Source organism: Micromonospora sp. PRAS1, from assembly GCF_059553435.1.
Genome location: NZ_JCANNB010000008.1, coordinates 150,242 through 176,356 on the forward strand (window position 1 = coordinate 150,242; position 26,115 = coordinate 176,356).

Consider the following 26,115-nt stretch of genomic DNA (forward strand, 5'->3'; position numbering starts at 1 on the left):
CGGTACGCTCCGCGCGTTCGGCTCGCTCCCGGCGTCTGGCTCGCTCCCGGCGTTTGGCTCGCTCGACGCGCTGCGCGCGCTGCGTGCCCCCAGCGCGCCCGGCGGGTTCGGCGCGCCCGAGGCGCCCGGCGTGCCCGAGGCGCCCGGCGTGCCCGAGGCGCCCGGCGCGCCCAGCGGGTCTGGCGTGTTAATAAGGGGCCCTTCCTCTACACCAGGCGTTAATAGGGGGCCCTTCCTTTCACTCATGTGGCGCTGGCCAGGGTGGGTGGGACGCCGTGGGTCTGTAGGTCGGTGAGCCAGGCGGTCACGTCGGCGCGGACCTGGTCGTCGGCGGCGATCTCGGGTGGGATGACCTCGTCGAGGGCGAGGATCGCGTCGACCGCCCCGGCGGGCGTCTGCGGCGCGGCGGCCAGGGCCGCCCGGATCCGGGCGGCCAGCGGGTCGTCCAGCGGCAGTTGGCGGCCGGCGTCGGTGCTGCCCTGGGCGAACCTTATCCAGGCGGCGAGGACCAGCGTGGCCCAGCGCGCCGGGCGGCCGGCGGCGCGCAGGTCGGCGATGGTGTGCAGGATCCGCTGCGGCAGCTTCTGCGATCCGTCCATCGCCACCTGGAGGGTGCGGTGCCGGATCGCCGGATTGCCGAAGCGGGCCAGCACCTGCTCGCCGTAGTCGACCACGTCGACGCCCTCGGGTGGGGTGAAGCTGTTAGCCACGTCCTCGGCGATGAGCCGGCGCAGCACGCTGGCCAGGTGCGGCAGGGCGAGGGCGTCGGCGATGGTCTCGCATCCGGCGAGCGCGCCGAGGTAGGCGGCGGCCGAGTGCACCCCGTTGAGCGCGCGCAGTTTCAACCGCTCCCACGGCCCGGCGTCGGCGCAGAGCACCGCGCCGGCCCGCTCCCAGGCCGGACGCCCGCCGGGGAAGTCGTCCTCGATCACCCACTGGGTGTACGGCTCGGCCGCCACCGCGGCCAGGTCCTCGACGCCGAGCGCGTGCCGGGCTGCCGCCAGGGTGTCCGGGGTGCTGGCCGGGACGATCCGGTCGACCATGGTGCCCGGGAAGCCGACCTGCGTACCGACCCAGTCGACCACCGGTTGCGGCGTGCCCGCGTACGCCAGGGACTGGGTGATCAGTCCGCGTAGCCGGCGGCCGTTGGCGGGCAGGTTGTCGCAGCTGACCAGGGCGATCGGGCCGGCGTCGGCGGCGGCGCGGGCCAGCAGGCCACGTACCAGCAGCCCCGGCACGGTGGCCGGCGGCCGGTCGGTGGTCAGGTCGGCGACCAGCGCCGGATCCGGGCGCAGCGTGCCGCCGGCCGGGTCGAGCTGGTACGCCTTCTCGGTAACGGTCAACGTGACCACCCGGATCGCCGGGTCGGCCAGCAGCGCCACCACCGCGTCCGGGTCGGCGGCGGCCAGCCGGACCTCGGCCAGCGCGCCGACCACCTGGGTGTGCCGGTCGGCAGCGGAGAGGGTGCTCACGCTGAACAGGTTGTCCTGTGCGGCGAGGATCCGCACCAGTTCGGCGTTGCGCGGGGCGACGCCGACGATGCCCCAGTCGCCGCCGGCCACGGCCATCGCCTGCTCGGTGTAGACCGCCTGGTGGGCCCGGTGAAACGCGCCGAGCCCCAGGTGCAGCACGCCGGCGTCCACCGTGCCGGGCCGGATCAGTGGACGCGCCTCGGTCGGCAGCCGGCGCAGCGCGCCGAGGTCGAGCCGGGACGCGCCCACGGTCACCGCCACGTCGGGCCGTCCGGGAAACGGAAGGTGGCGATCGAGGCGGGGTGCATGGTGGCGCTGTAGCCCGGCTCGGTCGGCAGCAGGTACCGCCCGTCGCGGGTGCGTACCGGGTCGACGAAGTGCTCGTGCAGGTGGTCGACGTACTCCACCATCCGGCCCTCCAGGCTGGTGCCGACCCGCAGGTAGTCGAAGATCGCCAGGTGTTGCACGTACTCGCAGAGCCCGACGCCACCGGCGTGCGGGCAGATCGGCACCCCGAACTTGGCGGCCAGCAGGATCTCGGCGAGCACCTCGTTGACGCCGCCGACCCGGCAGGCGTCGATCTGCATCACGCCGATCGCCTCGGCCTGGAGCAGCTGCTTGAAGATGACCTTGTTGGCGGCCACCTCGCCGGTGGCCACCCGGCACCGGCCACCGGTCAGCTCGGTGACGGCGCGGGCGATGCGGGCGTGGCCGAGGATGTCGTCGGCGTGCGTCGGCTCCTCGATCCAGTACGGGTCGACCTCGGCCAGCGCGGCCATGTTGGTGATCGCCTCGTCGACGTCCCACACCTGGTTGGCGTCCATCATCAGCAGCGCGTCCGGGCCGATCTCCTCCCGGATGATGCGGGCCCGGCGCAGGTCGTCGGCGGGCGGGCCACCGACCTTCATCTTCATCGCCCGCCATCCGGCGGCGTACGCGGTCCGGGTCAGCGCCCGTACCTTGTCGTCCGGGTAGCCGAGCCAGCCGACCGAGGTGGTGTACGACGGGAAGCCGTCGCGTTCCAGCACGGCCAGCCGGTCGGCGAGCCCGTCGCGTCCCTTGTCCAGGATGGCGGCGGCCTCGTCGGCGGTGAGCGCGTCGGTGATGTGCTTGAAGTCGACGTTGGCGACGAGTTCCTCGGTGGGCAGTTCGGCCAGGTAGCGCCACATCGGCTTGCCGGCGAGCTTGGCCCGCAGGTCCCACACGGCGTTGACAAGCGCGCCGGTGGCCATGTGGATGACCCCCTTCTCCGGGCCCAGCCAGCGCAGCTGCACGTCGGCGACGAGCGAGCGCCAGAACGCCACCGGCTCGGCGGTGATCTCCTCCACCGTGCGTCCCCGCACGTGGTGGGCCAGGGCCGTCACGGCCGCGCAGGTGATCTCGTTGCCGCGGCCGTTGGTGAAGGTGAACCCGGCGCCGGTCGGCCCGTCGTCGGTGGTCAGCTCCACGTAGGTGGCCGAGTAGTCACCCCGGTTGATGGCGTCGGAGCCGTCGCCGCTGGCGGCGGTGGGGAACCGCACGTCGTGCACGGTCACGTCGGTGATGGTGGTCATGAGATCTCTCCGAACTTGAAGACCCGCTTGGGCAGCCGGTACGCCAGGTCGACGATGGTCTCGGCGGCCTCGTCCATGGGCAGCCGGTGCTCGGCGACCAGCCGGGCCAGGAAGCCGGCGTCGACGCGGCGGGCCACGTCGTGCCGGACGGGGATTGAGCAGAACGCGCGGGTGTCGTCGACGAACCCGGCGGTGTTGTAGAAGCCTGCGGTCTCGGTGACCGTCTCCCGGAACCGGCGCAGCACCTCGGGGGAGTCCAGGAACCACCAGGGCGCGCCGAGCAGCAGGGCGGCGTAACCGCCGGCCAGCGGCGCCAGCTCGCGGGTGAAGGTGTCCTCGTCCAGGGTGTAGAGGACGACCCGCAGCCGGGGGTCGTTGCCGTACGCGTCCAGCAGTGGCGCCAGGGCGTGCACGTACTCCGTGACCTGCGGGATGTCGCCGCCGACGTCGCGACCGTGCCGGGCGTAGAGCCACCTGTTGTGGTTGCGCACCGCGCCGGGATGCAGCTGCATGACCAGCCCGTCGTCGAGCGACATCCGGGCGAACTCCAGCAGCATGTGCGCCTGGAACGCCTCGGTGTCGCCCGGCTCGGCCCGGCCCCGGCGGGCCCGGTCGAAGAGCGCCGCCGCGTCCGCGCCGAGGTCGAGGGTGCGGGCGGTGAGGTGCCCGTGGTCCGACGAGGTGGCCCCGGCGGCGATGAACGCCTCCCGGCGCGCGCGCAGCGCGGCCAGGTAGCCGGCGTACGTCCCGGTGTCCTCGCCGGTGATCTCGCCGAGCCGGTCGACGTTTGCCGACCAGTCCTCGAATTCCAGGTCGACCACGTTGTCCGGGCGGAAGGTGGTGACCACTCGCCCGCCGGGCCCGCCCCAGCCGTCGGCGGCGAGCTTGGCGTGCCGGCCCAGGTCGTCCAGGGGCGACTCGGTGGTGGCGAGCACCTCGATGTTGAAGCGTTCGAAGAGCGCCCGGGGCCGGAAGTCCGGTTCGGCGAGCTTGGCGGCGAGCGCGTCGTACACCTCGTCGGCGGTCTGCGGCGACAGCCGGGTGTCCAGGGCGAAGACCTCGGTGAGGGTCTGCTCCAGCCAGAGCCGCGACGGGGTGCCCCGGAACAGGTGCCAGTGCTCGGCGAAGCGCCGCCAGATCCGGCGCCCATCGGTCTCCACCGGACTGCCGTCGCGGCTGGGCACGCCCAGCTCGCCCGGGGCGACGCCCTGGCTGAGCAGCATCCGGGTGAGGTAGTGGTCCGGCACGATGAGCAGCCGGGCCGGGTCGGGGAAGGGCTGGTCCTCGGCCAGCAGCGCGGGGTCGATGTGCCCGTGCGGGGAGATGATGGGCAGCCGCTCCACCAGCGCGTACAGCTCCCGGGCCAGCGCGCGTTGGCCCGGTTCGGCGGGGAGGAGCAGGTCGGGTCGGGTCGAGGTGGGCACGGGGTGCGGCTCCTGTGGTCGAGGTCAGTCGAGGGTGAGCAGGTCGGCGACCCGCACGGGCGCGCCGGTTTCGAAGGAGCGGTTGGCGGCCAGCCCGGTGAGCAGGGCCAGCGCGCCGTCGCGGGCGCTGGCCGCGCGGTGCAGCGGATCCGGTACGCCGCCGAAGATCACCTGGGTCATCCGGGCGTCCGCGCCGCCGTGGCCGTGCCGGGTGTACCCGGCCACCTCGATGCGCTGCGGCGGCGACCAGAAGGGACGCAGGGTCAGCGTGGCGCCGCCGCCCTCGGCGGCGGCCTCGGCGCCGTGCAGCGCGGCACCCTTGAGCGCGCCGGCCGCGGCGGGGCTGACGAACTCGCTCTCGGTGACCTCCAGCTCCAACCGCCCGCGACTGCCGTTGATCATGACCCGGTAGCCCTCCCAGGGCGCGTACGCGGTGAGGTGGTAGGTCATGGTCGCGCCGGTGGAGTACGTGGCCAGCACCGCCATGTCGTCCTCGATGCTCACCCCGGGGGCGAAGACGTTGCGGTCCCGCTGGTAACCGTCGGCGGTCTCGGCGTCCAGGTACAGCTCGCGCAGTCGGGGATGCTCGGCCAGGCGCAGCGCGAACGGGTCGTCGTCGGCGGCGGGGGAGGCGTGTGCCCGGTCGTAGTCGCGGGCGTAGCCGTGCCGCCTACCGTTCTCGCCGTAGAAGAACAGCCGGCCGGCGGCGTACACCTGCACGGGTGTGGCGTCCAGCCACCAGTTGACCAGGTCGAAGTGGTGGCTGGCCTTGTGCACCATCAGGCCGCCGGAGCTGGCCTTGTCCCGGTGCCAGCGGCGGAAGTAGTCGGCGCCGTGGCGCACGTCGAGCAGCCACTCGAAGTGCACCGAGCCGATCTCGCCGACCGCGCCCTCGGCGAGCAGCCGGCGCAGCTGTTCGTGCAACGGGTTGTAGCGGTAGTTGAAGGCCACCGTCACCCGCCGGCCGGTACGCCGGACCGCGTCGAGGATGCGCTGGCAGCGCGGCGCGTCGGTGGTCATCGGCTTCTCGGTGACCACGTCGCAGCCGGCCTCCAGGGCGGCCACCACGTACTCGTCGTGGGTGACGTCCACCGAGGTCACCAGGACCACGTCGACCCGCTCCTTGGCCAGCATCGCGGCGAAGTCACCGGCGTGGTACGTCGGTACCGCCGGGTGACCCAGCTCGCCGAGCCACCGGTTGTGGGCGTCCATCCGGAGCTGGTTGACGTCGGCGAAGGCGACCAGTTCGGCGGTGTCGGCGTGGTCGCGGACCAGCGCGCGGACGAACATCTCGGCGCGGGCACCGGTGCCGACCACGGCGTACCGGGCGGGCCTGCCGGGTTGCGGTGACACAGACCGATCCTCCTCGATCTTTGTGCAAACCTTTGCAGTGAAGTAACCACGCTCGCTCGCGCCGAGTCAACAAAGCGCTGGGAATCCGTGTTGTTTGTCCGGATTGATGATCGTTAAGGGGCATGGCGGGAGCGTCGTCGCAACACAGCTGTAACCATCCGCCGTTGACACTGGAGCAACCGTTTGCATTAATTGCTGGCACCGTGACCGCCGACACACCACCGAAGGAGGCCTGAATGCCTGTCACCATCCGGGACGTGGCACGGGCCTCCGGCGTGCACATCTCCACCGTCTCCCGCACCTTCTCCGCACCCCACCTGGTCAACCCGGAGACCCGGGTGCGGGTGCTGGCGTGCGCCGAGGATCTGGGCTACCGGCCCAACCGGGCCGCCCGGGCCCTGATCACCGGCCGTACGCACAACATCGGGCTGATCATCGCGGACATCGCCAACCCGTTCTTCCCGCCGCTGATCAAGGCGGCGGAGAGCCAGGCCCGGCACCGCGACTACCACGTCTTCGTGGCCGACACCAACGAGGACGCGGCCGCGGAGGAGGAACTGGTCCACGCGCTGGCCAAGCAGGTCGACGGGGTGCTGCTCTGTAGCCCCCGGATGAGCAACAGCCTGATCGAGCAGCTCAGCCGGGAGGTCCCGCTGGTGGTGGTCAACCGCCAGCTGGCCGGCCTGCCGTGCGTCCTGATGGACGTGGGGCAGGGCGCCCGCTCGGCCATCGACCACCTGGCCCGGCTGGGGCACCGGGAGATCGCCCTGCTCGCCGGACCGCGCGGCTCCTGGACCAGCCGGGAGATCCGGCGGGCCGCGGGCGCGGCGGCGCGGGCCGCCGGAGCCGAGTTGACAGTGCTCGGCCCGAACCCACCCACCGAGACCGGTGGCGTCGCCCAGGCGGAGCAGGTCCGCCGGGCCGGCGTGACCGCCGTGCTCGCCTACAACGACCTGATGGCGATCGGGCTGCTCGAAGGGCTCGACGCACTCGGGGTCGGAGTGCCGCAGGAGATCAGTGTCGTCGGGGTCGACGACATCACCCTGAGCCGGCTCACCCGCCCCAAGCTGACGACGGTGGCCACGCCGACCGCGGCCGCCGGCCGGACGGCCGTCGACATGTTGCTGCAACAGGACACCGACTCCCCGCGAACCGGGCGGGGCGGCGGTGCCGCGGTGGCTGTCGGCGCTCGTCGCACCACCGCACAGGTAATGCTCCAGACCGAATTGGTCATCCGCGACTCCACCGCGCCGGGCCCCTACGCCGGCCGGGAAGTCTCCGGTGCCACTGCCGCAGGCCCGGGCCCGCATCGCCGTGCGGACCCGGGCGCCCCGGACGTGGTCGCCGGTGACGTCGTCGCCTCCTAACGCCAAGGAGTGAGCGCAATGCACCCCGCAACGTCCCCCACCAGCGTCCCCGACGGGCGCACCTACCGTACTCCCCTGCTGCGCCGCCGGCTGCTGCGCGGCCTGCTCGCCGCCGTCGTCGCCCTGCCGCTGGTCGGCGCGGCCGCGGCCTGCGGCGACGGTGACGACGCCGCCTCCGACGGCAAGGTCAAGCTCTCCATCTTCTGGTGGGGCGGCGAGGCCCGGGCCCAGCTCACCGCGCAGGCCCTCGACCTCTACACGAAGAAGAACCCGGACGTCACGTTCGAGACGGTCTGGCAGGCCAACCAGGGCTACTTCGACAAGCTGGCCACCCTGACCGCCGGCGGCAACCCGCCGGACATCTTCCAGATCGACGACAACTACCTCACCGAGTACGCCGCCCGCAACGCGACCCTGGACCTGAAGAAGTACCAGGACTCCGGCGACCTCGACACCAGCAAGTTCCCGCCAAGCCTGCTCCAGTACGGCGAGGTCGACGGCAAGCTCGCCGGCGTGGCCGCCGGGGAGAACACCCAGGGCCTGGTCTACAACAAGACCCTGCTGACCAAGAACGGGCTGCCCGAGCCGACCACCGGGATGAGCTGGGAGGAGCACATCGCCTGGGCCGAGCAGGTAAGCAAGAAGACGAAGGTCCCCGGCACCCAGGATGCGAGCGCCAGCGACAAGGCGTTCTGGGTGTGGCTGCGCCAGCAGGGTAAGGACCTCTACTCCGGCAACGACCTGGGCTTCACCGCCGAGGACGTGACCAAGTGGTTCGAGCTGTGGAAGGACGCCCGGGACCGGGGTGCCACGCCGACTCCGGACGTCATCCACGAGGGCAACGCCACCGACATCACCAAGCAGCTCGTGGTGACCGGCAAGGCTGGCACCTCCTGGGTCTGGGTCAACCAGATGCCGGAGCTGAAGAAGAACACCGCCGACGAGTTGGGCGTCATCGCGTACCCGGGTGACCCGAGCGCCCAGTGGGCCCGTGCCTCGATGTACTGGTCGATCTTCCGGGGCAGCAAGAACGCGGACGTCGCCGCCGACGTGATCAACTTCCTGGTCAACGACCCGGAGGCGGTCAAGCTGCTCGGCACCGACCGGGGCCTGCCGTCCAACATGGACCTGCGCCGGGCGGTCAGCGACGACATCACCGACCCGGCGATGAAGCAGTCCATCGAGGTGGAGAACAAGCTGGCCGAGACCTTCGGCGAGGCGCCGCAGGTGCCGATCAAGGGGCACAGCAAGGTCAAGTCCGAGCTGATCAAGGCCGCCGAGAACGTCCAGTACGGCCGGGCCACCCCCGCCGAGGCCGCCGCCCAGTACGTCGAGGCATGCAAGGCGGCAATCGCCTCTTGACCCCGCCGCAGCACCACCCCGGAGAGGAGCAGTTCGTGGCCCTGACCACGGCGCCCGACCCGACCCGCCGCGGCACCGGATCCGTCCGCCCTCCCGCCCCCCGGGGCAGGATCGGACGGATCCGGCACGGGGAGGGTCTGGCCGGCTACGTTTTCCTGTCGCCCTGGCTCATCGGTCTGATGGCCATCACGGCGATACCCATGCTGTTGTCGCTCTACCTCAGCTTCACCAACTACGACATCCTCACCCCCTGGTCCGAGGTGGAGTGGGTCGGGCTGGCCAACTACGAACGGATGTTCACGAACGATCCGTCGTGGTGGCACTCGGTGCGGGTCACGCTCAGCTTCGCGCTGATCGCCGTACCGCTGAAACTCGCCGCGGCGCTCGGGGTGGCGCTGCTGCTCAACCGGGCCTGGCGCGGGGTCGGGCTGTTCCGTGGCCTGTTCTACCTGCCGTCGCTGCTCGGCGGCAGCGTGGCGCTGGCCATCGTCTGGGTGAACATGTTCAACCGCGAGGGGGCCTTCAACTCCTTCCTCGCCCTGTTCGGCATCGAGGGCAAGCCCTGGGTCAACGACCCGGACTGGGCCCTGGAGACCCTGATGGTGCTGGCCATCTGGCAGTTCGGCGCACCGATGGTGATCTTCCTGGCCGGGCTGAAGCAGGTGCCGACCGAGCTGTACGAGGCCGCCTCGGTGGACGGGGCGAGCAAGTTCCGGCAGTTCGTCAACGTGACCTTGCCGATGCTCTCCCCGGTGATCTTCTTCAACCTGGTGCTGGAGACCATCAACGGCTTCCAGGGCTTCACCGCGGCGTTCGTGCTCAGCAACGGCACCGGCGGGCCGGTCGACTCGACCCTGATGTACACGCTCAACCTCTACATCACCGGCTTCACCGAGCTACAGATGGGCTACGCCTCCGCGATGGCCTGGGTCTTCCTGATCGCCATCGCGCTCATCACGGTCGTCTTCTTCAGCACCGGCCGGTTCTGGGTGCACTACTCCGACGGGGAGGATCGCTGATGGTGGCGAGCACCGTTGCCCCACCCGTGGCAACCCGCCCGCAACGCCCGCGCAGCCGCTCCTGGCTGCGGCTGATCATTCTGCTGGCCATCGTCACGGTCGTGCTCTACCCGTTGATCTGGATGATCGGCACCTCGTTCAAGTCGCAGCAGGAGATCGTCAACAACATCGGGCTGCTGCCGGAGAAATTCACCCCGGGCAACTACACGAACGGCTGGGGCAACTTCGACGTCAGCTTCGGTCGGTTCTTTTTCAACAGCGCGATGGTCAGCCTGCTCACCGTGGTCGGCAACGCGGTGAGCTGCCTGCTGGCCGCGTACGCCTTCGCCCGGTTGCGGTTCCGGCTGCGCAAGGTGTGGTTCGCCGTCATGATCGGGACTCTGCTGCTGCCGAGTCACGTGCTGATCGTGCCGCAGTACATCCTCTTCCGCAGCTTCGGCCTGGTCGGCGGCGACTGGCCGTACCTGCCGCTGCTGATCCCGCAGTTCCTGGCCACCGAGGCGTTCTTCGTCTTCCTGATGGTGCAGTTCATGCGGAGCATCCCGCGCGAACTGGACGAGGCGGCGCGGATCGACGGGGCCGGACCGTTCGGCATCTTCCGGCACGTGATTCTGCCGCTGAGCCGGCCGGCCCTGGTCACCACCGCGATCTTCTCGTTCATCTGGACCTGGAACGAGTTCTTCCGGCAACTGGTCTTCCTGTCCAACCTGAGCGACTACACCGTGCCGGTGGCGCTGACCCTGTTCATCGACTCGACCAGCCAGAGCGCGGTCGGCCCGATGTTCGCCATGGCGGTGCTCTCCCTGCTGCCGGTCTTCGTGTTCTTCGTCGCCTTCCAGCGGATGCTCGTCGAGGGGATCAACACCAGTGGACTTAAGGGCTGAACCCGGCGCCGGCCGGTCCGCGTCGGGGCGGGACTGGCGGGACACCCTCCGCGACGCCGCCGACCTGGCGTTGCTCGGCATCCTGACCGTGCTCGCCTCGGCGCCGGTGCTGACCGCCGGCGCCGCGGTCGGCACCGCCAGCGCGGCCGTGCACGACTGGCTCGGCACCGGCACCTGGCCCACCGCCCGGCAGACGCTGGCCCGGTTCGGCCGGGGCCTGCTGCCCGGCCTGCCGGCGACCCTGCTCGGGCTGGCCGCCGTGGGCCTGCTCGTCGCCGACCTGGTCGCGCTGGCCAGCGGCCGGGTGCCCGGCGGGGCGGTGGCGCTGAGCCTGACCACCGTCGTCGCGGCGGTCCTGCTCGGGTACGCCGCCGCGATCGTGGTCGAGGTGGGCCGCGTCGGCGGCACCGGGTGGCGGTCGGCGGCCATCCGGGCCGCCCGCGCCTGCCTCGACCATCCCGCGAACTGGGCCGGTCTGGCCGGCACCGCCGTGGTCGCGGTGCTGCTCGGGGTGTTGGTCACCCCGGTCGCGGTGCCGATCCTCGCCGGGTACGCGCTGGCCGCCGTGCACGCCGTGGCCCGCCGCCGGCCGGTCGCCCGGGCGGAGCTGTCGTGACCGCCGCCGCTGCCGAGGCTGCCGACCAGGAGCTGCTTGTCGACGGTACGCCGGTCGCCCGGTACGTGCTCGCTCCCGACCTGGACGCCAAGCACGGGCCCCGGCCCTACCTGCATCCGGTGCGTACGCTGGCCGGCACCCCGGTCAGCGACGCGCTGCCCGCCGACCACGTCTGGCACCTCGGGGCCTCCCTGGCGGTGCAGGACGTCAACGGCACCAACCTCTGGGGTGGGCGCACCTACGTCCGCGACCTCGGCTACACCTGGCGCGCCGACCACGGTCGAATCGTGCACACCGGCTGGGCACACCGCTCGGTGGACCGGCTCGACCACCGGCTGCACTGGTGCGATCCGGCCGGTACGGTGCTGCTCACCGAGCGGCGTGACCTCACCGCCTCGGCGGTGCCGGGTCACCCGTACGCCTGGCGGCTCGATTTCGACAGCACCCTGACCGCCCCCGCCGACCGGGACGTCGTGCTGGGCAGCCCGGCGACGAACGGCCGACCCGGTGGGGCCGGCTACGGCGGGTTCTTCTGGCGGGCGGTGGCGGCCGAGCCGCCCGAGGTGTTCACCGCGTCGCGTGACGGCGAGGAGACGGTGAACGGCTGCGCCGAGCCGTGGGTGGCCATGCGCGGGCGGGACCCGGAGGGTGGCGCGTACACCCTGGTCTTCTCCGGTCTGGGGCCCGGCGACAGGTGGTTCGTGCGCAGCAGCATGTATCCCGGGGTCTGCGTGGCCTTCGCCTTCGAGCGGACCGCGACCATCCCGGCCGGCACCAGCCGGCAGGGCCGCTACCGGGTGGTGGTCGCCGACGGGGCGCTGGACCGGGACACCGCCGCCGCCCTCGCCCGCTGATCCGGCGCTCGCCGCCGGCCGGTCGGTCAGCCGGCGCCGAGGCAGACGAAGGCCGCGGCGGTGGCCCGGGCGGTGCCATCTCCGGCGGCGACGAAGGCCTGCTGGGCGTCGGCGAGGGCCCGCGCCGGGCGGGCACCGCCGCGCATCCGGCGGTGCAGGTCCAGCATGAGCGCGGTGGTCGGTTCGGCCGGTACCGGGAGCACCGTGGCGACCAGGCAGCGGGTGCCGAGCGCCAGCAGCACCGCGGCGAAACCCATGATCTCGTCGCCGGGACGTAGGCCGGTCAGCCCCGACTCGCAGGCGGAGAGCACCACACAGCCGGGTGGTCGGGCCACCCGTTCCCACTCGTACGCGAAGAGCGGCCCGCCGGCCAGTTCCAGTGTGGAGAACTCGGGGTTGTCCGCGCGGAACCGGCCGTGGGCCGCGATGTGCACCATCCCGGCGTCGTCCAGGGCAGCGGTCAGCGCGTCGGCGGTGGCGTCCGGCCCGGTGAGCAGCCGAGCTCCCGGCAGCACCCGGGCGAGCCGGCGGACCTCGGCCTGCCCGGCCAGCAGGCGGGGGCCGCTGGCCAGGACCGGTGGCCCGACCGGTGCGGTGCGCCGGTCCGCGCCGAGCCAGGCCGTGGCGGACGGGGCGACGGTGACCGGACGGCCGGCACAGGTCGGCAACCCGGCCCAGCCGACGCCGTGCAGCACGCCGACCGGGACGATCACCAGGGGCCGGTCGGCCAGGCGTCGCCGTACCGGGTCGAAGAGCTGCCGGTCGAGCGCTGCCGCGACGTGTCCGGCCCCGGTTCGCGCGGCGGTCGAGTCCCCGGTGGTGATCAGCCGGCGCAGCGCGAACCGGTGCCAGCGGGCCAGCTGCTCCGCCTCGGTGAGCGAACCGAGGTCGTGCAGGCTGGCCCGGCCGTCGCGGACCAGCACCGCGCGGAGACGGTCGCCGTGCGCCACCAGTTCGACAAGTACCCGCCCGTCGAGCCGCTCGGCCAGGGTGCGCACGGCGGGCGGGGCGGTCACCCCGCTACCGCCGGGCACCCGCCGGGCCAGGTCACGGATGTGCTGTTCGAGTCGGGCCTGCCGGCCACGCAGCGCGCGCACCGGACGGTCGGCCAGTACTGCGTCCTCCAGCAGGCCGCTCACCAGTCTCAGCTCGGCGAGGGCGGCGACCAGATCGGGGTCGTCGGGCGGGAGCGCCGAGCGCATCCGCAGCGCGTTGGCCCGCCACCGCTCCGCCCAGGCGAGGACCCGGGCCGGTGCGCCGGCCCGGACCGCGATGTCGAGTCCCTCGGCCGCGAGTTCCCGTCCGTACGCCCCGCTGTGGGCCCGCAGCTCCGTGGCGCCCAGGGAGGTGCGGTGCCGGTCAAGCACGGCCAACCCCCGGCGCAGGGCCCGGTCCGCACCGGCTTCGTCACCGGCCAGCCGGCGGGACAGCGCCAGGGCGTACCAGCCCTGGGCCCGCCGTGGTGCGGTGCCCCGGCCACGGGTGCGGGCGGCCGTGGCGAAGAGGTCCACGGCCCGGTCGGTGCGGCCCAGCGTGGCGGCCAGCAGGCCGGCCTCGATGCGGGTGGTCAGCGCGGGGTCCGGCCAGCCGGTGGCGTCGAGCTGGTCGGCGGTGCGCAGCATCGCCCGGAACAGGGCGGGGGAGCGGGTACCCCGGCGGAACTCGGCACGTAATTCGACGTGCCGGGCGAAGGCGGCCCAGGTCCGGCGGCCCTGGCGCCGAAACCGGGTCCGGGCCGCCGCCGCGGCTCCGGTCGCGGTGTCCAGGTCACCGGCGAGCAACGCGGCCCGGGCCTGGGCCAGCAGCGCCTCGGCGAGGTCGCTGGCCATCCCGCGCCGGCGGAGTTCCCGGATGGCCACGGCGGCGACCTGCACCGCCTCGTCGACAAGCGGAACCGACAGCAGCAACTCGACCCGGTCCAGCAGCAACGCCGGCCGGGGCACGGCGAGTCGCCGGTACTCCTCGCCGACGGCGGCGAAGCAGCGCAGCGCGGCCGCGATGTCACCCCGCCGACCGGCCGCGATCCCGCCGTTCCAGCGGGCGTCGGCTGCCGCGAGGTCCAGGCCGAGCCCGTGGAAGACCTCCGCCGCCCGGGAGAGGTCGTCGGCGCCGTTCACGCTGCCCCGGTGGGCGTTGAGCAGGCCCCGGTTGTTCCGGGCCCGGGCCTCCAACAGCAGGTCACCGTCGCGTTGGGCGATGTCGATGGCGTGGCCGTAGTCGCGAACCGCCTCGTCGTAACGGCCGCGGTAGTGCAGTACCACCCCCCGCTGCATCCGGGCGCGCCCGGCGTCGGCCCCGGTCAGCTCGGGCAGCGCGGCGGTCACCGCCCGCAGCGCCGCCGCCGTGCTGCCGGCGTTGGCCAGTACGTAACCGAGGCTCATCCGAGCCAGCGCACGGGCCCGGGCGGTGTCGGCGATCCGTACCGCCCGGCGCAGGTGGCGCAGTGCGCCGGGCAGGTCGTTCAGTTCCCGCAGGGCCAGGCCGATGGCCCGGTCGGCGGTGGACCTGGTGTCGTTGTCGGCGGGTCTGGCGGCGAGCACCCGCTGGGCGATCGCGATCGCCTCGCGCGGACAGCGCTGGACGGTGTCGAGCGCCGCCTGGGCGATCCCGGCACCGGCGTCGGTGCTGTCGGGCATGGACAAAGAGTTCACCATCCATGGCGCGGCGTCAATGTCGCGTAATGACCCATCCGAACCCCGGGAATGGGTCGGTCATTCACCTCATTGACATGTGCCGATCATTTGGAAGAATCGAAGAGGTCCGGGGAAATGCGCCGCGCCGACCACCAGCGCGTGTCGCTGCCCGGGCGATTCTTGGAGGACCCCGTGCTTCCTGACCACCCCAACGCGCCCGGCTCCGGTTCCGGGCTGTCCCGACGGCGGCTCCTGGCGGCCTCCGCCCTGGCCGCCGCGGCGGTGCCGCTCGGCGCCGGGCTGCTTCCCGCCCGGGCACTCGGCGACACCGACGACGATGACGACCGGGCCTACCAACTCGCGTTCGCCGAAGCGCTGGCCGCCGATCGCGACGTGCGCCGGCACCTCGTCGCGGGCCGGGAAATCCTCTACCGCCCCCGGCAGCTGCTCGCCGCCGACGCCGATGCCCGGCGGGTCGCCGCCTGGCTCAAGGAGGGCGGCTACCCGGCGACCATCACCGACCGGTTCGCCGGCGTCACCCGGCTGCTGTTCGCCGGGGAGACCGACATTCCCGCGATCGTGACGAAGCTGCGCGACCCCCGGCACTGGCCCGGCCAGCGGGTGCCCACCGTCCAACCGCATCATGTGCTGCTCGGCCTGGGCAACATCATGGGTAACCCGGGCGGGCCGCCCAAGGCGGTCGCCGCCCTGCCACCGCCGGATCCGGGACGGCGCGGCGACGGAGCGGGGGTGACGGTCGGCATCTGCGACACCGGCATCTGGCGGCAGGCCGGTGCCGTCCACCCGGACTGGCTCGGCGGCGCGTACCTGCCGGAGCCCGACGACGAGGACCCGCTCTACCTGCACGCCGACGTGCTCGCCCCGCAGGGTGGCCACGGCACGTTCGTCGCCGGAGTGGTCCGGCAGGCCGCGCCGGGCGTACGCCTCGACCCCGAGGCGGCGTTGAGCCCGACCGGCGTCGGCGACGAGGCGATGCTGGTGGCCGCCCTGGGTCGGTTGGCGCCGGAGGTCTCCGTGGTGAACCTCTCCCTGGGCGGCTTCACCCTCGACGATCAGCCCTCGCTGCCGCTGGCCAACGCCGTGGCCGGGTTGCCGCAGGGCACGGCCGTGGTGGCGGCGGCGGGGAACGCCGGGACCGGCCGGCCGGTCTGGCCGGCGGCCCTGGACCGGGTCCTGGCGGTCGCGGCGCTGACCGGGAGCGCCACCGGTCTGCTGCCGGCGACCTACAGCGGTTTCGGCCCCTGGGTCGACGCCTGCGCCCTCGGCCGGCGGGACAGCACCTACGTCGCGGGCCGGCTGCCGCTGCCGGGCCGACCGACCCGGCTGTTTCACGGCTTCGCCGGCTGGGCCGGCACCTCGTTCGCCACGGCACACGTCTCCGGTCGACTCGCCGCCCTGATGACCGCCGGTGGCCTGAGTGCCGACGCGGCCCGGCAGGCGTTGCTCGCGGCGCCACGCTGGCATCCCGACTACGGAGTGTTCATCGGATGAGGCTCGCAACGGCGGTGTGGTGGTGAGCGACCGGAGCGTTACGGTCCTGGTTCCCGCCGCGGCACGGGGCGACGAGACGGCCTGGGCCGAACTGGTCCGCCGGTACACCCCACTGGTCTACTCGGTGATCCGCGCCCACGATCTCGGCGGCGCCGACGCGGCCGATGTCAACCAGACCGTCTGGCTGCGGCTGGTGGAGCACCTGAACCGGTTGCGCGATCCGAAGGCGCTGGCCGCCTGGCTGGCCGTCACCACCCGGCGGGAGTGCTACCGGATGACCCGGCTCGGGCGGCGCACCCAACCGGTCGACCCGACCGACGCGGCGTTTGACGCGTACCACGAGGGCGGGACCGATGCCGCCGCACCGGACGAGGAACTGCTGCGGGCCGAGCGGCGACAGGCGCTGCGGGAGGGCTTCGCCCAACTCCCGCCGCGCTGCCAGGAACTGCTGTCCCTGCTGACGGCCGATCCGCCGCTGAGCTACCGGGACGCCGCCGGCCGGCTGGGCGTACCGGTCGGCAGCATCGGCCCGACCCAGGCCCGCTGCCTGCGCCGGCTGCGCGACTGTCCGGCCCTCGCGCCGTACCTCGGCCCGGGTGGGACCGCCGGGACGAAGGGAGGTGACCGCGATGGAGCCGTGGCCGCCGGTCGATGACGACCGGTTGACGGCGGAACTGGGCGCGGCGCTCTGGGACGCCGGCGGGGTTCCCGAGGAGTACCTGACGGCGGCGCGGGCGGCATTCGCCTGGCGGACGATCGACGCGGAGCTGGCCCTGGCCGAGCTGGTCTTCGACTCGGCGGCCGAGGCGGAGCCGGTCGGGCAGGTCCGGTCGGCGGGTTCCGCGCGAACCCTCTCGTTCCGCTGCGGCCCCGTGCAGGTGGAGATCGAGGTGAGCGAGGCCGGGATCGTCGGCCAACTCTCCCCGGCCGGCGGCGGACGGGTCACCGCCCGCACCTCGCGCGGCACCTACGACGAGGCCCCGGTCGACGCGGTGGGCCTCTTCTCGCTGGGTGTCCCACCGCCCGGCCCGATCCAGCTGCGCGCCGAGGCGGGCGGACACGCCGTGGTCACCGACTGGGTCTGCCTACGCTGACGGGGGTCGTGGGCCGTCCGGCCCACGACCCCCGTGAGGGTGCCCGGCTACCGCTTCCCAGCGCTGATCAGATACTGCACACCGCCGAGGTCGGCCCGCTTGGCGCCGGAGGTGTCCGGCCCGAACTGGGTCACGTTGAACGCGATCTCCCGGTCCGAGGCGGCTTCGGCCGAGAAGAGCAGCGAGAACTCCACCCGCTCACCCGGGTTCAGCAGCAGGTTGCCCAGGCTGGCCTTGGTCGGTTCGACGATCTCCACCTGGGTACGGCCGACCGCCCGTACGCCCGTGCCGACCCCGCCACCGGCCCGCCAACGCTCGAAGAGTTCCGGACCGAGGTCGACGACGACCCGCCCGCCCATGGCCCGCAACGGCTCGGCCGCCGCGAAGACCAGGTCGTTGCGGGACGGCACGGTCAGCGAGTTGCCGATGGCGAAGGGCCGCACGACCGGGTTCGCGCCCACGGTGAGCCGGACCGAGTCGACGTTGCGCCACGCGATGTTGTTGTTGTAGCCGGTGTTGGTGCCGATGTCCGGGCCCTCGAAGGTCATCGGGTCGGTTGCGGACACCCAGCGGGCGATCAGGCAGAAGTGACCCGGCCCGGGTACGCCGTCCCACGGGATGGTGACCGTCGTGACGCCCGGATAGGCGATGACGTTGGCCGCCCCGATCTGGGTCCAGTGGGTCGGCCAGACCGCACCGCCACCGGGCGTCGTGCGGTAGACCTCGAGCACGCCGGTGCTGGTGCCCGAGCCGTACGGCCCGGGGTTGCGCAGCTTGACGAAGACGTAGTTGGTGACGCCGACGATCGGGTTCTGGCTTACCGCGCACTCCACCGCGGTCGGGCAGACCTTGATGTCGGGGCTGGTCCAGAGCGGGCTCAACGAGTGCGGCTGGTTCCCGACGTCGGCGGCGAGGTCCTTGATGTAGACGTCGGTGCGGGCCGTCGCGGCAGCCCGCTCCGGTGCCCCGACGGGTGCGGCGGCAGCTGCGGTGACTGCCAGCAGGCCGGTCAGCGCGGCCCCCGCGAGGACGACCAGGGCGGCTCTGCGGACACGTCTTCCTGCACTGCTCATGACAGGTTCTCCCATCGACGGGGACTGGGCCGACCGGGGTGCGTTTCCGTACCGTGTCGGCGCGGTTTCGTCTTCAGGAGCGGACGGCGGACCCGGAAATACCGTCGCCGGCTCGCCGCGCTGTCAGATGGTGCGAGGACCGGCAAAATCGCCCGTGCGGGTGGTCAGTCGGGCAGGGCGCGGCAGGAGGCGCGGACCACCAACTCGGTGGGGAGCCGGATGTGGATGTCGCGTTCCACGCCGGCGATCAGGTCGACGAGCAGCCGCAGCGCCTCCGCGCCCATCTGTTGCAGCGGTTGCATGATCGTCGTCAGTGGCGGGTTGACCAGGGCGGATTCCGGGATGTTGTCGAAGCCGATCACGGAAAGGTCGTCGGGCACGGTGAGGCCCATCTCCCGGGCCACGTTCATCGTGGAGATGGCGGAGAGGTCGTTTCCCGCGAAGACCGCGCTCGGCCGGTCGGGGAGGGCGAGCAGTTCGCCCGCGGTGCCGGCGGCGCTCTCGATGCGGAACCCGCCGACGCGTACCAGCCGCTCGTCCACCGCCACCCCGGCGTCGGCCATGGCCTGCCGGAAGCCCGCCTCCCGCAGGCGTGACGACTCGAGATCGGGTCGCCCGCTGATGTGCCCGATCCGGCGGTGCCCGAGCGAGAGCAGGTAGTTGGTCGCGATGACGGCGCCGGCGAAGTTGTCCGAGTCGACGGTCGGCAGGCCCGACGGGCCGGTGTGCGGGTCGACGGCGACGACGTGGAAACCCTGCTTGGTCTCCACCACCGTCGGCGTGACGATCACGGCCCCGTCGATCAGCGTCCCGGAGAGCCGGGCGAGGGAGCGGCGCTCCCAGCCGACGGCGGTGCCGGCGACGTCGCCGCTGGAGTAGGCCAGCAACTGGTAGCCGGTGCCGGCCACCGCACTGGATGCGCCCTTGAGCAACTCCGTGGAGAAGGGCTCGAACTCGGCGACCAGGATGCCCAGCACGTTCGTGCGGTGACTGCGCAGGCTCTGCGCACCCAGGCTGGCCTCGTATCCGAGCTGGTGGATGACCTGTTGAACGCGTTCCACGGTCGCCTGTGCCACCCCGTACCGGCCGTTTACGACCTTCGATACGGTTGCCACGGAGACGCCGGCCGCGCGGGCCACGTCCGACATGTTGACACGCTGCGGGAACGCCACGTTGCTGATGATAGAGGGCCGCGCGGGCAACCTCCCAGGCGAGTCGAAAACGTTATCGACACCGATTGACACTGCGTTACGGGGCTGTAAAACTCCCCCGCAGGCCGAGCACCGCGACTGCCTAGTCGAGGAGACCACTGATGGCTATAAAGCGCCGCGCAGGCACCGTCCTAGCGCTGTCCCTGACCACCGCACTGCTCGTCGCCGGGTGTGGCGGCGGCGGTGAGAGCGAGGCGCCACCCGCAGACGAGCTGTTCAAGAACCCGGTGACCCTGACCTGGTGGCACAACGCCTCGCAGGACGGGCCGGGCAAGACCTACTGGGAGAAGGTGGCCAAGGACTTCAACGCCCTCCACCCGACGGTCACGATCAACATCGAGGGGATCGAGACCAACCAGCTCCAGCGCACCCGGCTGCCCGCCGCACTGCTCAGCAACGACCCGCCGGACATCTTCCAGGCATGGGGTGGCGGTGAGATCCGCGAGCAGGTGGAGGCCGACTACCTCAAGGACATCACCGAGCAGGTCAAGGACGAGGTCGCGAACATCGGTAGCGCGGCCGAGATCTGGCAGGTCGACGGCAAGCAGTACGGCCTGCCGTACCGGATGGGCATCGAGGGCATCTGGTACAACAAGGAAATGTTCGAGCGGGCCGGCATCGCCGCCCCGCCGGCCACCTTCGACGAGCTGAACGAGGCGGTCACCAAGCTCAAGGCGATAAACGTCATCCCGATCGCCGTCGGCGCCGGTGACAAGTGGCCCGCCGCGCACTGGTGGTACAACTTCGCGCTGCGCGCCTGCTCGGTCGACACGCTGCGCAAGGCCTCCCTCGAACTCAACTTCGACGACCAGTGCTTCGTGAAGGCCGGCCAGGACCTGAAGACCTTCATCGGCACCGAGCCGTTCCAGCCCAACTTCATCGCCACGCCGGGCCAGAACGACCCGACCAGCGCGAACGGCCTGCTGGCCAACGGCAGGGCCGCGATGGAGCTGATGGGCGACTGGAACAAGGGCACCCTGGACACCGTCACCACGGACCAGGAGGCGCTCAACAAGTTCATCGGCTGGTTCCCGGTGCCGGCGATCACCGGCTCGGCGGGTGACCCGAAGGCGGCCCTCGGTGGCGGCGACGGTTTCGCCTGCGCCAAGAATGCCCCGGCGGAGTGCGTCGAGTTCCTCAAGTACCTGGTCAGCCCCGAGGTGCAGAAGGGCTACGCGGAGACCGGCACCGGCCTGCCCGTCGCCAAGGGTGCCGAGGACGGCGTCAAGGACCCGGCCCTGCGGTCCATCCTGGAGGCCACCACCGGCGCCACCTACGTGCAGCTCTGGCTGGACACGGCCTTCGGCAGCACCGTCGGTAACGCGATGAACGACGCGATCGTGGCCATCTTCGCCGGCAACGGCACGCCCGAACAGGTGGTCGAGGCGATGAAGGCGGCCGCACGCAAGTGACCTCCACCAACCCCACCCTGGATCTCGCCGGCGGCGCGGACCCGCCGCCGGCGAGGCTCCGGCCCGGCCGCTCGTCCGCCCGGGCCGCCGAGACCCGACGCAAGTGGTACGAGATCATCGGGCTCACGACGCCGGCCGTGCTCGTCTACGTGATGTTCGTGCTGGTCCCGATGGGCTTCGCCTTCTACTACAGCCTCTTCCGCTGGCGTGGCGTCGGACCGCCCACCGACTATGTCGGCTTCGACAACTACGTCCTCGCGTTCCAGGACCCGATCTTCCTCGACGCGCTGCGCAACAACGCGATAATCGTGTTCGGGTCGCTGTTGATCCAGGGCCCCATCGCCCTGGGCGTGGCCCTGCTGCTCAACCGCAACTTCCGCGGACGCACCCTGTTCCGCCTGCTGGCCTTCGTGCCGTACGTGCTCGCCGAGGTCACCGTCGGCATCATGTGGAAGCTGCTGCTGGCCGACGCCGGCACCTTCAACGCGGTGCTTGAGTCGGTGGGACTCGGCTTCCTGGTGCAGGCGTGGCTCGCCGACCTGGACATGGTCATCTGGACGCTGCTGTTCATCCTCACCTGGAAGTACGTCGGCTTCGCCATCATCCTGCTGCTCGCCGGCCTGTCGAACGTGCCGCCGGAACTGCACGAGGCCGCCGCGATCGACGGGGCGAGCTGGTGGCAGATCCAGCGGCACGTGACGTTGCCGCTGCTGGGCCCGACGATCCGGATCTGGATGTTCCTGTCGATGATCGGTTCGTTGCAGGTCTTCGACATCATCTGGGTGACCTCGGTGCCGGCGGTACGTTCGCTGGGTGCCTCGGCCACCATGGCGACGTACATGGTGGACAACGGCTTCTTCGCCCGGCTCTGGGGCTACGGCAACGCCGTGGCGGTGATCCTCTTCGCGATCTCGTTCGTAGCCGCGCTGCTGTTCCAGCGGTTCCTGCTCCGCCGGGACATCGAGGGCGCAATCACCGGAAAGGCGAAGTGACCGTGACCGCCAACGCCGTGCCGTCCTCGTCCGGCAAGCGCCCCTTCGCGTGGAGCAGCCCGCTGACCTACGCGCTGGCGCTCGCCGTCGCCGCCGTGTCGATCACCCCGGTGGTCTACGTGATCGTCGGCGGCTTCCGCACCACGCCGCAGATCGTCGCGAATCCGGCCGGGCTGCCCGACCCGTGGGTCTGGGACAACTACGCCCGGGTGCTGACCCAGAGCGACTTCTGGGGGCAGGCCTTCAACAGCGGGGTGATCGCCCTGGGTACGACGCTCGGCGTCGTGCTGCTCGGGGTCAGCGCCGCCTTCGTGCTCGCCCGGTACACCTTCCGGGGGCGCGAGGCGCTCTACACCTTCTTCACCCTCGGCCTGCTCTTCCCGGCCGGGGCGGCGATCCTGCCGCTCTACCTCATGCTGCGCGACCTGAACCTGATCAACTCGTACTACGCGGTGATGTTGCCGCAGATCGCCTTCCAGTTGCCGCTCACGATCGTGATCCTGCGGCCCTTCCTGTCCGCCATCCCCCGCGAGTTGGAGGACGCCGCCGCGATCGACGGCACCGGCCGGATCGGCTTCCTCTGGCGCATCGTGCTGCCGCTGTCGCGGCCCGCGTTGGTCACCGTCGGGATCCTCGCGTTTGTGGCGAGCTGGAACGCGTTCCTGCTGCCGCTGCTGGTCCTCGGTGACGCCAGCCTGCACACCCTGCCCTTGGGGGTGCAGAACTTCTCCAGCCAGTACACCTCCGACACGGCGGGAATCCTCGCCTTCACGTCGCTGGCGATGCTGCCGGCACTACTTTTCTTCACGTTCGCCGAGAAACAGATCGTCGGTGGCCTCCAGGGCGCGGTCAAGGGCTGAGCGACAGCGGCACGAGCAACAACAAAGGGGATACACAGCATGACTGAGGTCCACGGGGTAGTGGGCGGTCCGGCGGCGACGCCGGCCCAGCCGGACCCGAGCCACGACCGGTCCGACCGGTCGGCGGGGGAGGCACGGGTACGCGAGCTGCTCGGCCGGATGACGATCGAGGAGAAGATCGCGCAGCTCGTCGGCTTCTGGGAGAAGGAGGACGGCGAGGCGGTCGCGCCGTTGCAGGGCGAGTTCGGCGACGTCGGCAAGCTGGAGACCTTCTCCCGGCACGGGCTGGGCCACCTGACCCGGGCCTACGGCACCCGCCCCGTCGACGCCGTCGCCCGCGCCGCCTGGCTGTGGAAGTTCCAGGCGGATCTGGTGACCGGCACCCGGCTCGGCATCCCGGCGATCGTTCACGAGGAGTGCCTGACCGGGCTCTCGGCGTGGAAGGCGGCCACCTTCCCCACCCCGTTGGCCTGGGGCGCGGCCTTCGATCCGGAGCTGGTCACCGAGATGGCCGCCGCGATCGGCGCGTCCATGCGGGCCCTCGGCGTGCACCAGGGCCTCTCCCCGGTGCTCGACGTGATCCGGGATCCGCGCTGGGGCCGGGTCGACGAGTGCATCGCCGAGGACCCGTACCTGGTCGGCACCGTCGGCACGTCGTACGTGCGTGGTCTCCAGTCCCAGGGGGTGCACGCGACGCTCAAGCACTTCGTCGGCTATTCCGCCTCGCGGGCGGGGCGCAACTTCGCCCCGGTGCACGCTGGCCCGCGGGAACTGGCCGACGTGCTGCTGCTGCCGTTCGAGATGGCGATCCTCGACGGCGACGCGCGCTCCGTCATGCACTCCTACGCCGAGATCGACGGCGTGCCCGTCGCCGCCGACCCGACGATCCTCACCGACCTGCTGCGGGAGCGGTGGGGCTTCGATGGCACGGTGGTGGCCGACTACTTCGGGGTGGCGTTCCTGAACCTGCTGCACCACGTCGCGGTGGACCACGCGGAGGCGGCGGTGCAGGCGCTGACCGCCGGGATCGACATCGAACTTCCGACCGGCGACGCCTACCTGACCCTGGTCGAGGCGGTGCGTTCCGGTCGGCTCGACGAGGCGCTCGTCGACCGGTCGGTGCTGCGGGTGCTGCGCCAGAAGCTCGAACTCGGGCTGCTCGACGCCACCTTCACCGACGAGCCGGTCAAGTCGATCGATCTCGACTCGCCCGAGCACCGGGCGATCGCCCGCCGCCTCGCCGAGGAGTCGGTCATCCTGGTCAGCAACCGGGAGACCCTGCCGCTGCCGGCGGGCCGGCGGGTGGCGGTCATCGGCCCGAACGCCGATCGGCAGGCCGCGCTCTTCGGCTGCTACTCCTTCCTCAACCACGTGCTCGCCCAGCACCCGGACGTGGAGACCGGCATCCAGGTGCCGACGGTGCTCGACGCGGTCCGGGCCGAGTTCGGTGCCGGTCTGGTCAGCTCGGCGCAGGGCTGCGAGGTGGACAGCGACGACCGGTCCGGGTTCGGTGCGGCCGTCGAGGCGGCCGCCGCCGCGGATGTCGCCGTACTGGTCGTCGGCGACCACGCCGGCCTGTTCGGGCGCGGCACGGTCGGCGAGGGCTGTGACCGGGACGACCTGGAACTGCCCGGGGTCCAGCGGGAACTGGTCGAGCGGGTGCTGGCCACCGGTCGACCCGTGGTCCTGGTGCTGCTCACCGGCCGGCCGTACGCGGTCGGCTGGGCGCTGGAGCGGTGTGCGGCGGTGGTGCAGGCGTTCTTCCCCGGCGAGGAGGGCGCCGGCGCGATCGCCGGGGTGCTCTCCGGGCGGGTCAACCCCTCCGGCAAGCTGCCGGTCAGCCTGCCCACCTCGGCCGGGGCGCAGCCGTACTCGTACCTGCATCCGGCGCTCGGCGAGGGCAACGAGGTGACCAACCTGGCGACGACACCCCCGGCGTCGTTCGGCCACGGCCTCTCCTACACCACCTTCGAGCACGCGGAGCTGTCGGTGCCCGCCACGGTGCCCACCGACGGGACGATCCGGGCGACCGTACGCGTCACGAACACCGGTCCGGTCGCCGGTGACGACGTGGTCCAGCTCTACGGTCACGACCGGGTGGCCTCGGTGACCCGACCGGTGGCGCAGCTGCTCGGATACCGGCGGGTCCACCTGGCTCCGGGTCAGTCGGTCACGGTCGAGCTGGCGGTGCCGACCACCCGGCTGGCCTTCTCCGACCGCAGCCTCACCCGGATCGTCGAGCCCGGCGACGTGGACCTCTGGGTGGGCACCAGCACCCAGCGCGACACCGCGGCGTCGACCACGCTGACCGGCGACGCCGCTCCCATCACCCACGCCTCCCCACGCTGGACCACGACCCTGATCCACTGAGGGCGGATCCTGGTACGTCACGGCCCACTCGCGGGCGGTGACGTACCAGGATCGCCTGTCACTTCCTGGGGCGTGTCGGCTTCGCGCCGACCCGTGGCGCGACCGATCTCGGGGCATCCGGTGCGGGTGCCGCCTTCGGCGCGGGCGTGCCGTTCGTGGCCGGTGGCGGATATTTGCGCAGCACCCAGGTCTGCTGGGCGAGGGAGAAGAGGTTCGTGGTCACCCAGTAGATGATCACGCCGATCGGGAAGATCAGACCCGAGACGAGCAGCGAGAGCGGGATGCCGTAGAGCATCAGCCGCTGCACCATCTTCTGCTGCGGGTCCTCGGACCAGCCGGTGCGCAGGATCAGCTGGCGGCTGCTCAGGTAGGTCGTCACGATCATCGTGACGATCAGGATCGCGGCGACCACCTTGACCGTGACCCCGTCGGCACCGAGCACGGCGAGCTGCTCCGACGTGGACTGGAAGCTGCCCGCGATGGGCGCACCGAACAGCTTCGCCGACGAGGCGCTGTCGAACTGGGTGACCGTCCAGCCGTACAGCGTCTTCATGTGCTCCGGCATGGTCGGCTTGAGGTGCCGCAGCACGTGGAACAGGCCGAGGAAGACCGGGATCTGCACAAGCATCGGCAGGCAGCCCATCAGCGGGTTGGCCTTCTCCGTGCGGTAGAGCTCCAAGAGCTCCTTCTGCATGGTTTCCCGGTCGCCCTTGTGTTTCTCCTGGATCTCCCTGATCCGGGGCTGGAGGGCCTGCGTCGCCCGTTGCGACTTGATCTGCTTGACGAAGACCGGGAACAGGACGGTCCGGACGGTGAGCACCAGGAAGACGATGCCGAGCACCCACGACCAGTTGGTGCCCAGCACCGTCGCGTCGCCGAAGAGCAGCTGCCAGGCGGCGTGCCAGAAGAGCAGGATTGCCGAGATGGCTCCGTAGATCACTGCCATCAGCGGGCTGAAGATCGTGCTCACCGGGCGACCCCGGTGGCGCTCGAACAACCGACGAAAATCAATGAATTAGGCATAATGCACCCCTCGAAAGGCGACCTGTGACCG

Annotated in this window: 21 protein-coding genes; 13 read left to right on the forward strand and 8 right to left on the reverse strand. The window is 71.7% G+C overall.

Going from position 1 to position 26,115, the window contains the following annotated elements:
• Positions 1-242 precede the first annotated feature (242 nt).
• From AC507J_RS10395 to AC507J_RS10410, 4 genes are read right to left on the reverse strand one after another with little or no spacing between them, the layout of a single operon-like run.
• Positions 243-1,733, reverse strand: a complete 1,491-nt coding sequence (locus AC507J_RS10395) for a mannitol dehydrogenase family protein (protein WP_496288892.1) — start codon at positions 1,731-1,733, stop codon at positions 243-245.
• Positions 1,724-3,025 (reverse strand): enolase C-terminal domain-like protein, encoded by a 1,302-nt coding sequence (locus AC507J_RS10400; RefSeq protein ID WP_496288893.1) that lies wholly within the window; start codon positions 3,023-3,025, stop codon positions 1,724-1,726. Before AC507J_RS10400 ends, AC507J_RS10395 begins: the two co-directional genes overlap by 10 nt.
• Positions 3,022-4,449 (reverse strand): glucuronate isomerase, encoded by a 1,428-nt coding sequence (gene uxaC / locus AC507J_RS10405; protein ID WP_496288894.1) that lies wholly within the window; start codon positions 4,447-4,449, stop codon positions 3,022-3,024. Before uxaC ends, AC507J_RS10400 begins: the two co-directional genes overlap by 4 nt.
• Before the next feature lie 24 nt (positions 4,450-4,473).
• Complete coding sequence (locus AC507J_RS10410) at positions 4,474-5,802, reverse strand: Gfo/Idh/MocA family protein (RefSeq protein WP_496288895.1); 1,329 nt, start codon at positions 5,800-5,802, stop codon at positions 4,474-4,476.
• A 236-nt stretch (positions 5,803-6,038) separates the two neighbouring features.
• Between AC507J_RS10410 and AC507J_RS10415 the strand changes: the two genes are divergently transcribed.
• Genes AC507J_RS10415 through AC507J_RS10440 form a run of 6 tightly spaced genes read left to right on the forward strand, consistent with a single transcriptional unit; the run spans position 6,039 to position 11,904 of the window.
• Positions 6,039-7,169 (forward strand): LacI family DNA-binding transcriptional regulator, encoded by a 1,131-nt coding sequence (locus AC507J_RS10415; RefSeq protein WP_496288896.1) that lies wholly within the window; start codon positions 6,039-6,041, stop codon positions 7,167-7,169.
• A gap of 18 nt (positions 7,170-7,187) precedes the next feature.
• Positions 7,188-8,531 (forward strand): ABC transporter substrate-binding protein, encoded by a 1,344-nt coding sequence (locus tag AC507J_RS10420; protein ID WP_496288897.1) that lies wholly within the window; start codon positions 7,188-7,190, stop codon positions 8,529-8,531.
• Positions 8,532-8,566: 35 nt separating this feature from the next.
• Entirely contained in the window at positions 8,567-9,550 is a 984-nt protein-coding gene (locus AC507J_RS10425; RefSeq protein ID WP_496288898.1) for a carbohydrate ABC transporter permease, read from the forward strand.
• A complete protein-coding gene (locus AC507J_RS10430) occupies positions 9,550-10,434 on the forward strand; it encodes a carbohydrate ABC transporter permease (RefSeq protein ID WP_496288899.1) in 885 nt (294 codons plus the stop codon). The genes AC507J_RS10425 and AC507J_RS10430 overlap by 1 nt, the downstream gene beginning before the upstream one ends.
• Positions 10,418-11,050 (forward strand): hypothetical protein, encoded by a 633-nt coding sequence (locus AC507J_RS10435; protein WP_496288900.1) that lies wholly within the window; start codon positions 10,418-10,420, stop codon positions 11,048-11,050. The genes AC507J_RS10430 and AC507J_RS10435 overlap by 17 nt, the downstream gene beginning before the upstream one ends.
• Positions 11,047-11,904, forward strand: coding sequence for a DUF6807 domain-containing protein (locus AC507J_RS10440; RefSeq protein WP_496288901.1), 858 nt, complete (start codon positions 11,047-11,049; stop codon positions 11,902-11,904). The genes AC507J_RS10435 and AC507J_RS10440 overlap by 4 nt, the downstream gene beginning before the upstream one ends.
• A gap of 26 nt (positions 11,905-11,930) precedes the next feature.
• Here AC507J_RS10440 and AC507J_RS10445 read toward each other — a convergent pair whose 3' ends face one another.
• Positions 11,931-14,540, reverse strand: a complete 2,610-nt coding sequence (locus tag AC507J_RS10445; RefSeq protein WP_496288902.1) for a CHAT domain-containing protein — start codon at positions 14,538-14,540, stop codon at positions 11,931-11,933.
• A 189-nt stretch (positions 14,541-14,729) separates the two neighbouring features.
• Between AC507J_RS10445 and AC507J_RS10450 the strand changes: the two genes are divergently transcribed.
• Genes AC507J_RS10450 through AC507J_RS10460 form a run of 3 tightly spaced genes read left to right on the forward strand, consistent with a single transcriptional unit; the run spans position 14,730 to position 17,143 of the window.
• Positions 14,730-16,049, forward strand: a complete 1,320-nt coding sequence (locus AC507J_RS10450; RefSeq protein WP_496288903.1) for a S8/S53 family peptidase — start codon at positions 14,730-14,732, stop codon at positions 16,047-16,049.
• A gap of 22 nt (positions 16,050-16,071) precedes the next feature.
• Positions 16,072-16,704, forward strand: a complete 633-nt coding sequence (locus tag AC507J_RS10455) for an RNA polymerase sigma factor (protein ID WP_496288904.1) — start codon at positions 16,072-16,074, stop codon at positions 16,702-16,704.
• Complete coding sequence (locus tag AC507J_RS10460) at positions 16,679-17,143, forward strand: hypothetical protein (RefSeq protein ID WP_496288905.1); 465 nt, start codon at positions 16,679-16,681, stop codon at positions 17,141-17,143. Before AC507J_RS10455 ends, AC507J_RS10460 begins: the two co-directional genes overlap by 26 nt.
• 47 nt (positions 17,144-17,190) lie before the next feature.
• Here AC507J_RS10460 and AC507J_RS10465 read toward each other — a convergent pair whose 3' ends face one another.
• Both AC507J_RS10465 and AC507J_RS10470 read right to left on the reverse strand, forming a co-directional pair.
• Positions 17,191-18,216: a hypothetical protein gene (locus tag AC507J_RS10465; protein WP_496288906.1), complete on the reverse strand. Its 1,026-nt coding sequence runs from the start codon at positions 18,214-18,216 to the stop codon at positions 17,191-17,193.
• A gap of 164 nt (positions 18,217-18,380) precedes the next feature.
• Positions 18,381-19,388 carry a LacI family DNA-binding transcriptional regulator gene (locus tag AC507J_RS10470; protein WP_496288907.1) on the reverse strand — a complete coding sequence of 336 codons (1,008 nt, stop codon included), beginning with the start codon at positions 19,386-19,388 and terminating at the stop codon, positions 18,381-18,383.
• Between the two features lie 140 nt (positions 19,389-19,528).
• On the opposite strand from AC507J_RS10470, the gene AC507J_RS10475 reads away from it, so the two are divergent.
• The 4 genes from AC507J_RS10475 to AC507J_RS10490 are packed head-to-tail and all read left to right on the forward strand — an operon-like array spanning position 19,529 to position 25,061.
• Complete coding sequence (locus AC507J_RS10475) at positions 19,529-20,839, forward strand: extracellular solute-binding protein (RefSeq protein WP_496288908.1); 1,311 nt, start codon at positions 19,529-19,531, stop codon at positions 20,837-20,839.
• Positions 20,836-21,831 carry a carbohydrate ABC transporter permease gene (locus AC507J_RS10480; protein WP_496288909.1) on the forward strand — a complete coding sequence of 332 codons (996 nt, stop codon included), beginning with the start codon at positions 20,836-20,838 and terminating at the stop codon, positions 21,829-21,831. The genes AC507J_RS10475 and AC507J_RS10480 overlap by 4 nt, the downstream gene beginning before the upstream one ends.
• Positions 21,828-22,691 carry a carbohydrate ABC transporter permease gene (locus AC507J_RS10485; protein WP_496288910.1) on the forward strand — a complete coding sequence of 288 codons (864 nt, stop codon included), beginning with the start codon at positions 21,828-21,830 and terminating at the stop codon, positions 22,689-22,691. Before AC507J_RS10480 ends, AC507J_RS10485 begins: the two co-directional genes overlap by 4 nt.
• Before the next feature lie 39 nt (positions 22,692-22,730).
• Positions 22,731-25,061, forward strand: coding sequence for a beta-xylosidase/alpha-l-arabinosidase (locus AC507J_RS10490; RefSeq protein WP_496288911.1), 2,331 nt, complete (start codon positions 22,731-22,733; stop codon positions 25,059-25,061).
• A gap of 58 nt (positions 25,062-25,119) precedes the next feature.
• On the opposite strand, the gene yidC is transcribed toward AC507J_RS10490, so the two are convergent.
• Positions 25,120-26,007 carry a membrane protein insertase YidC gene (yidC, locus tag AC507J_RS10495; RefSeq protein ID WP_496288944.1) on the reverse strand — a complete coding sequence of 296 codons (888 nt, stop codon included), beginning with the start codon at positions 26,005-26,007 and terminating at the stop codon, positions 25,120-25,122.
• Positions 26,008-26,115: the final 108 nt, after the last annotated feature.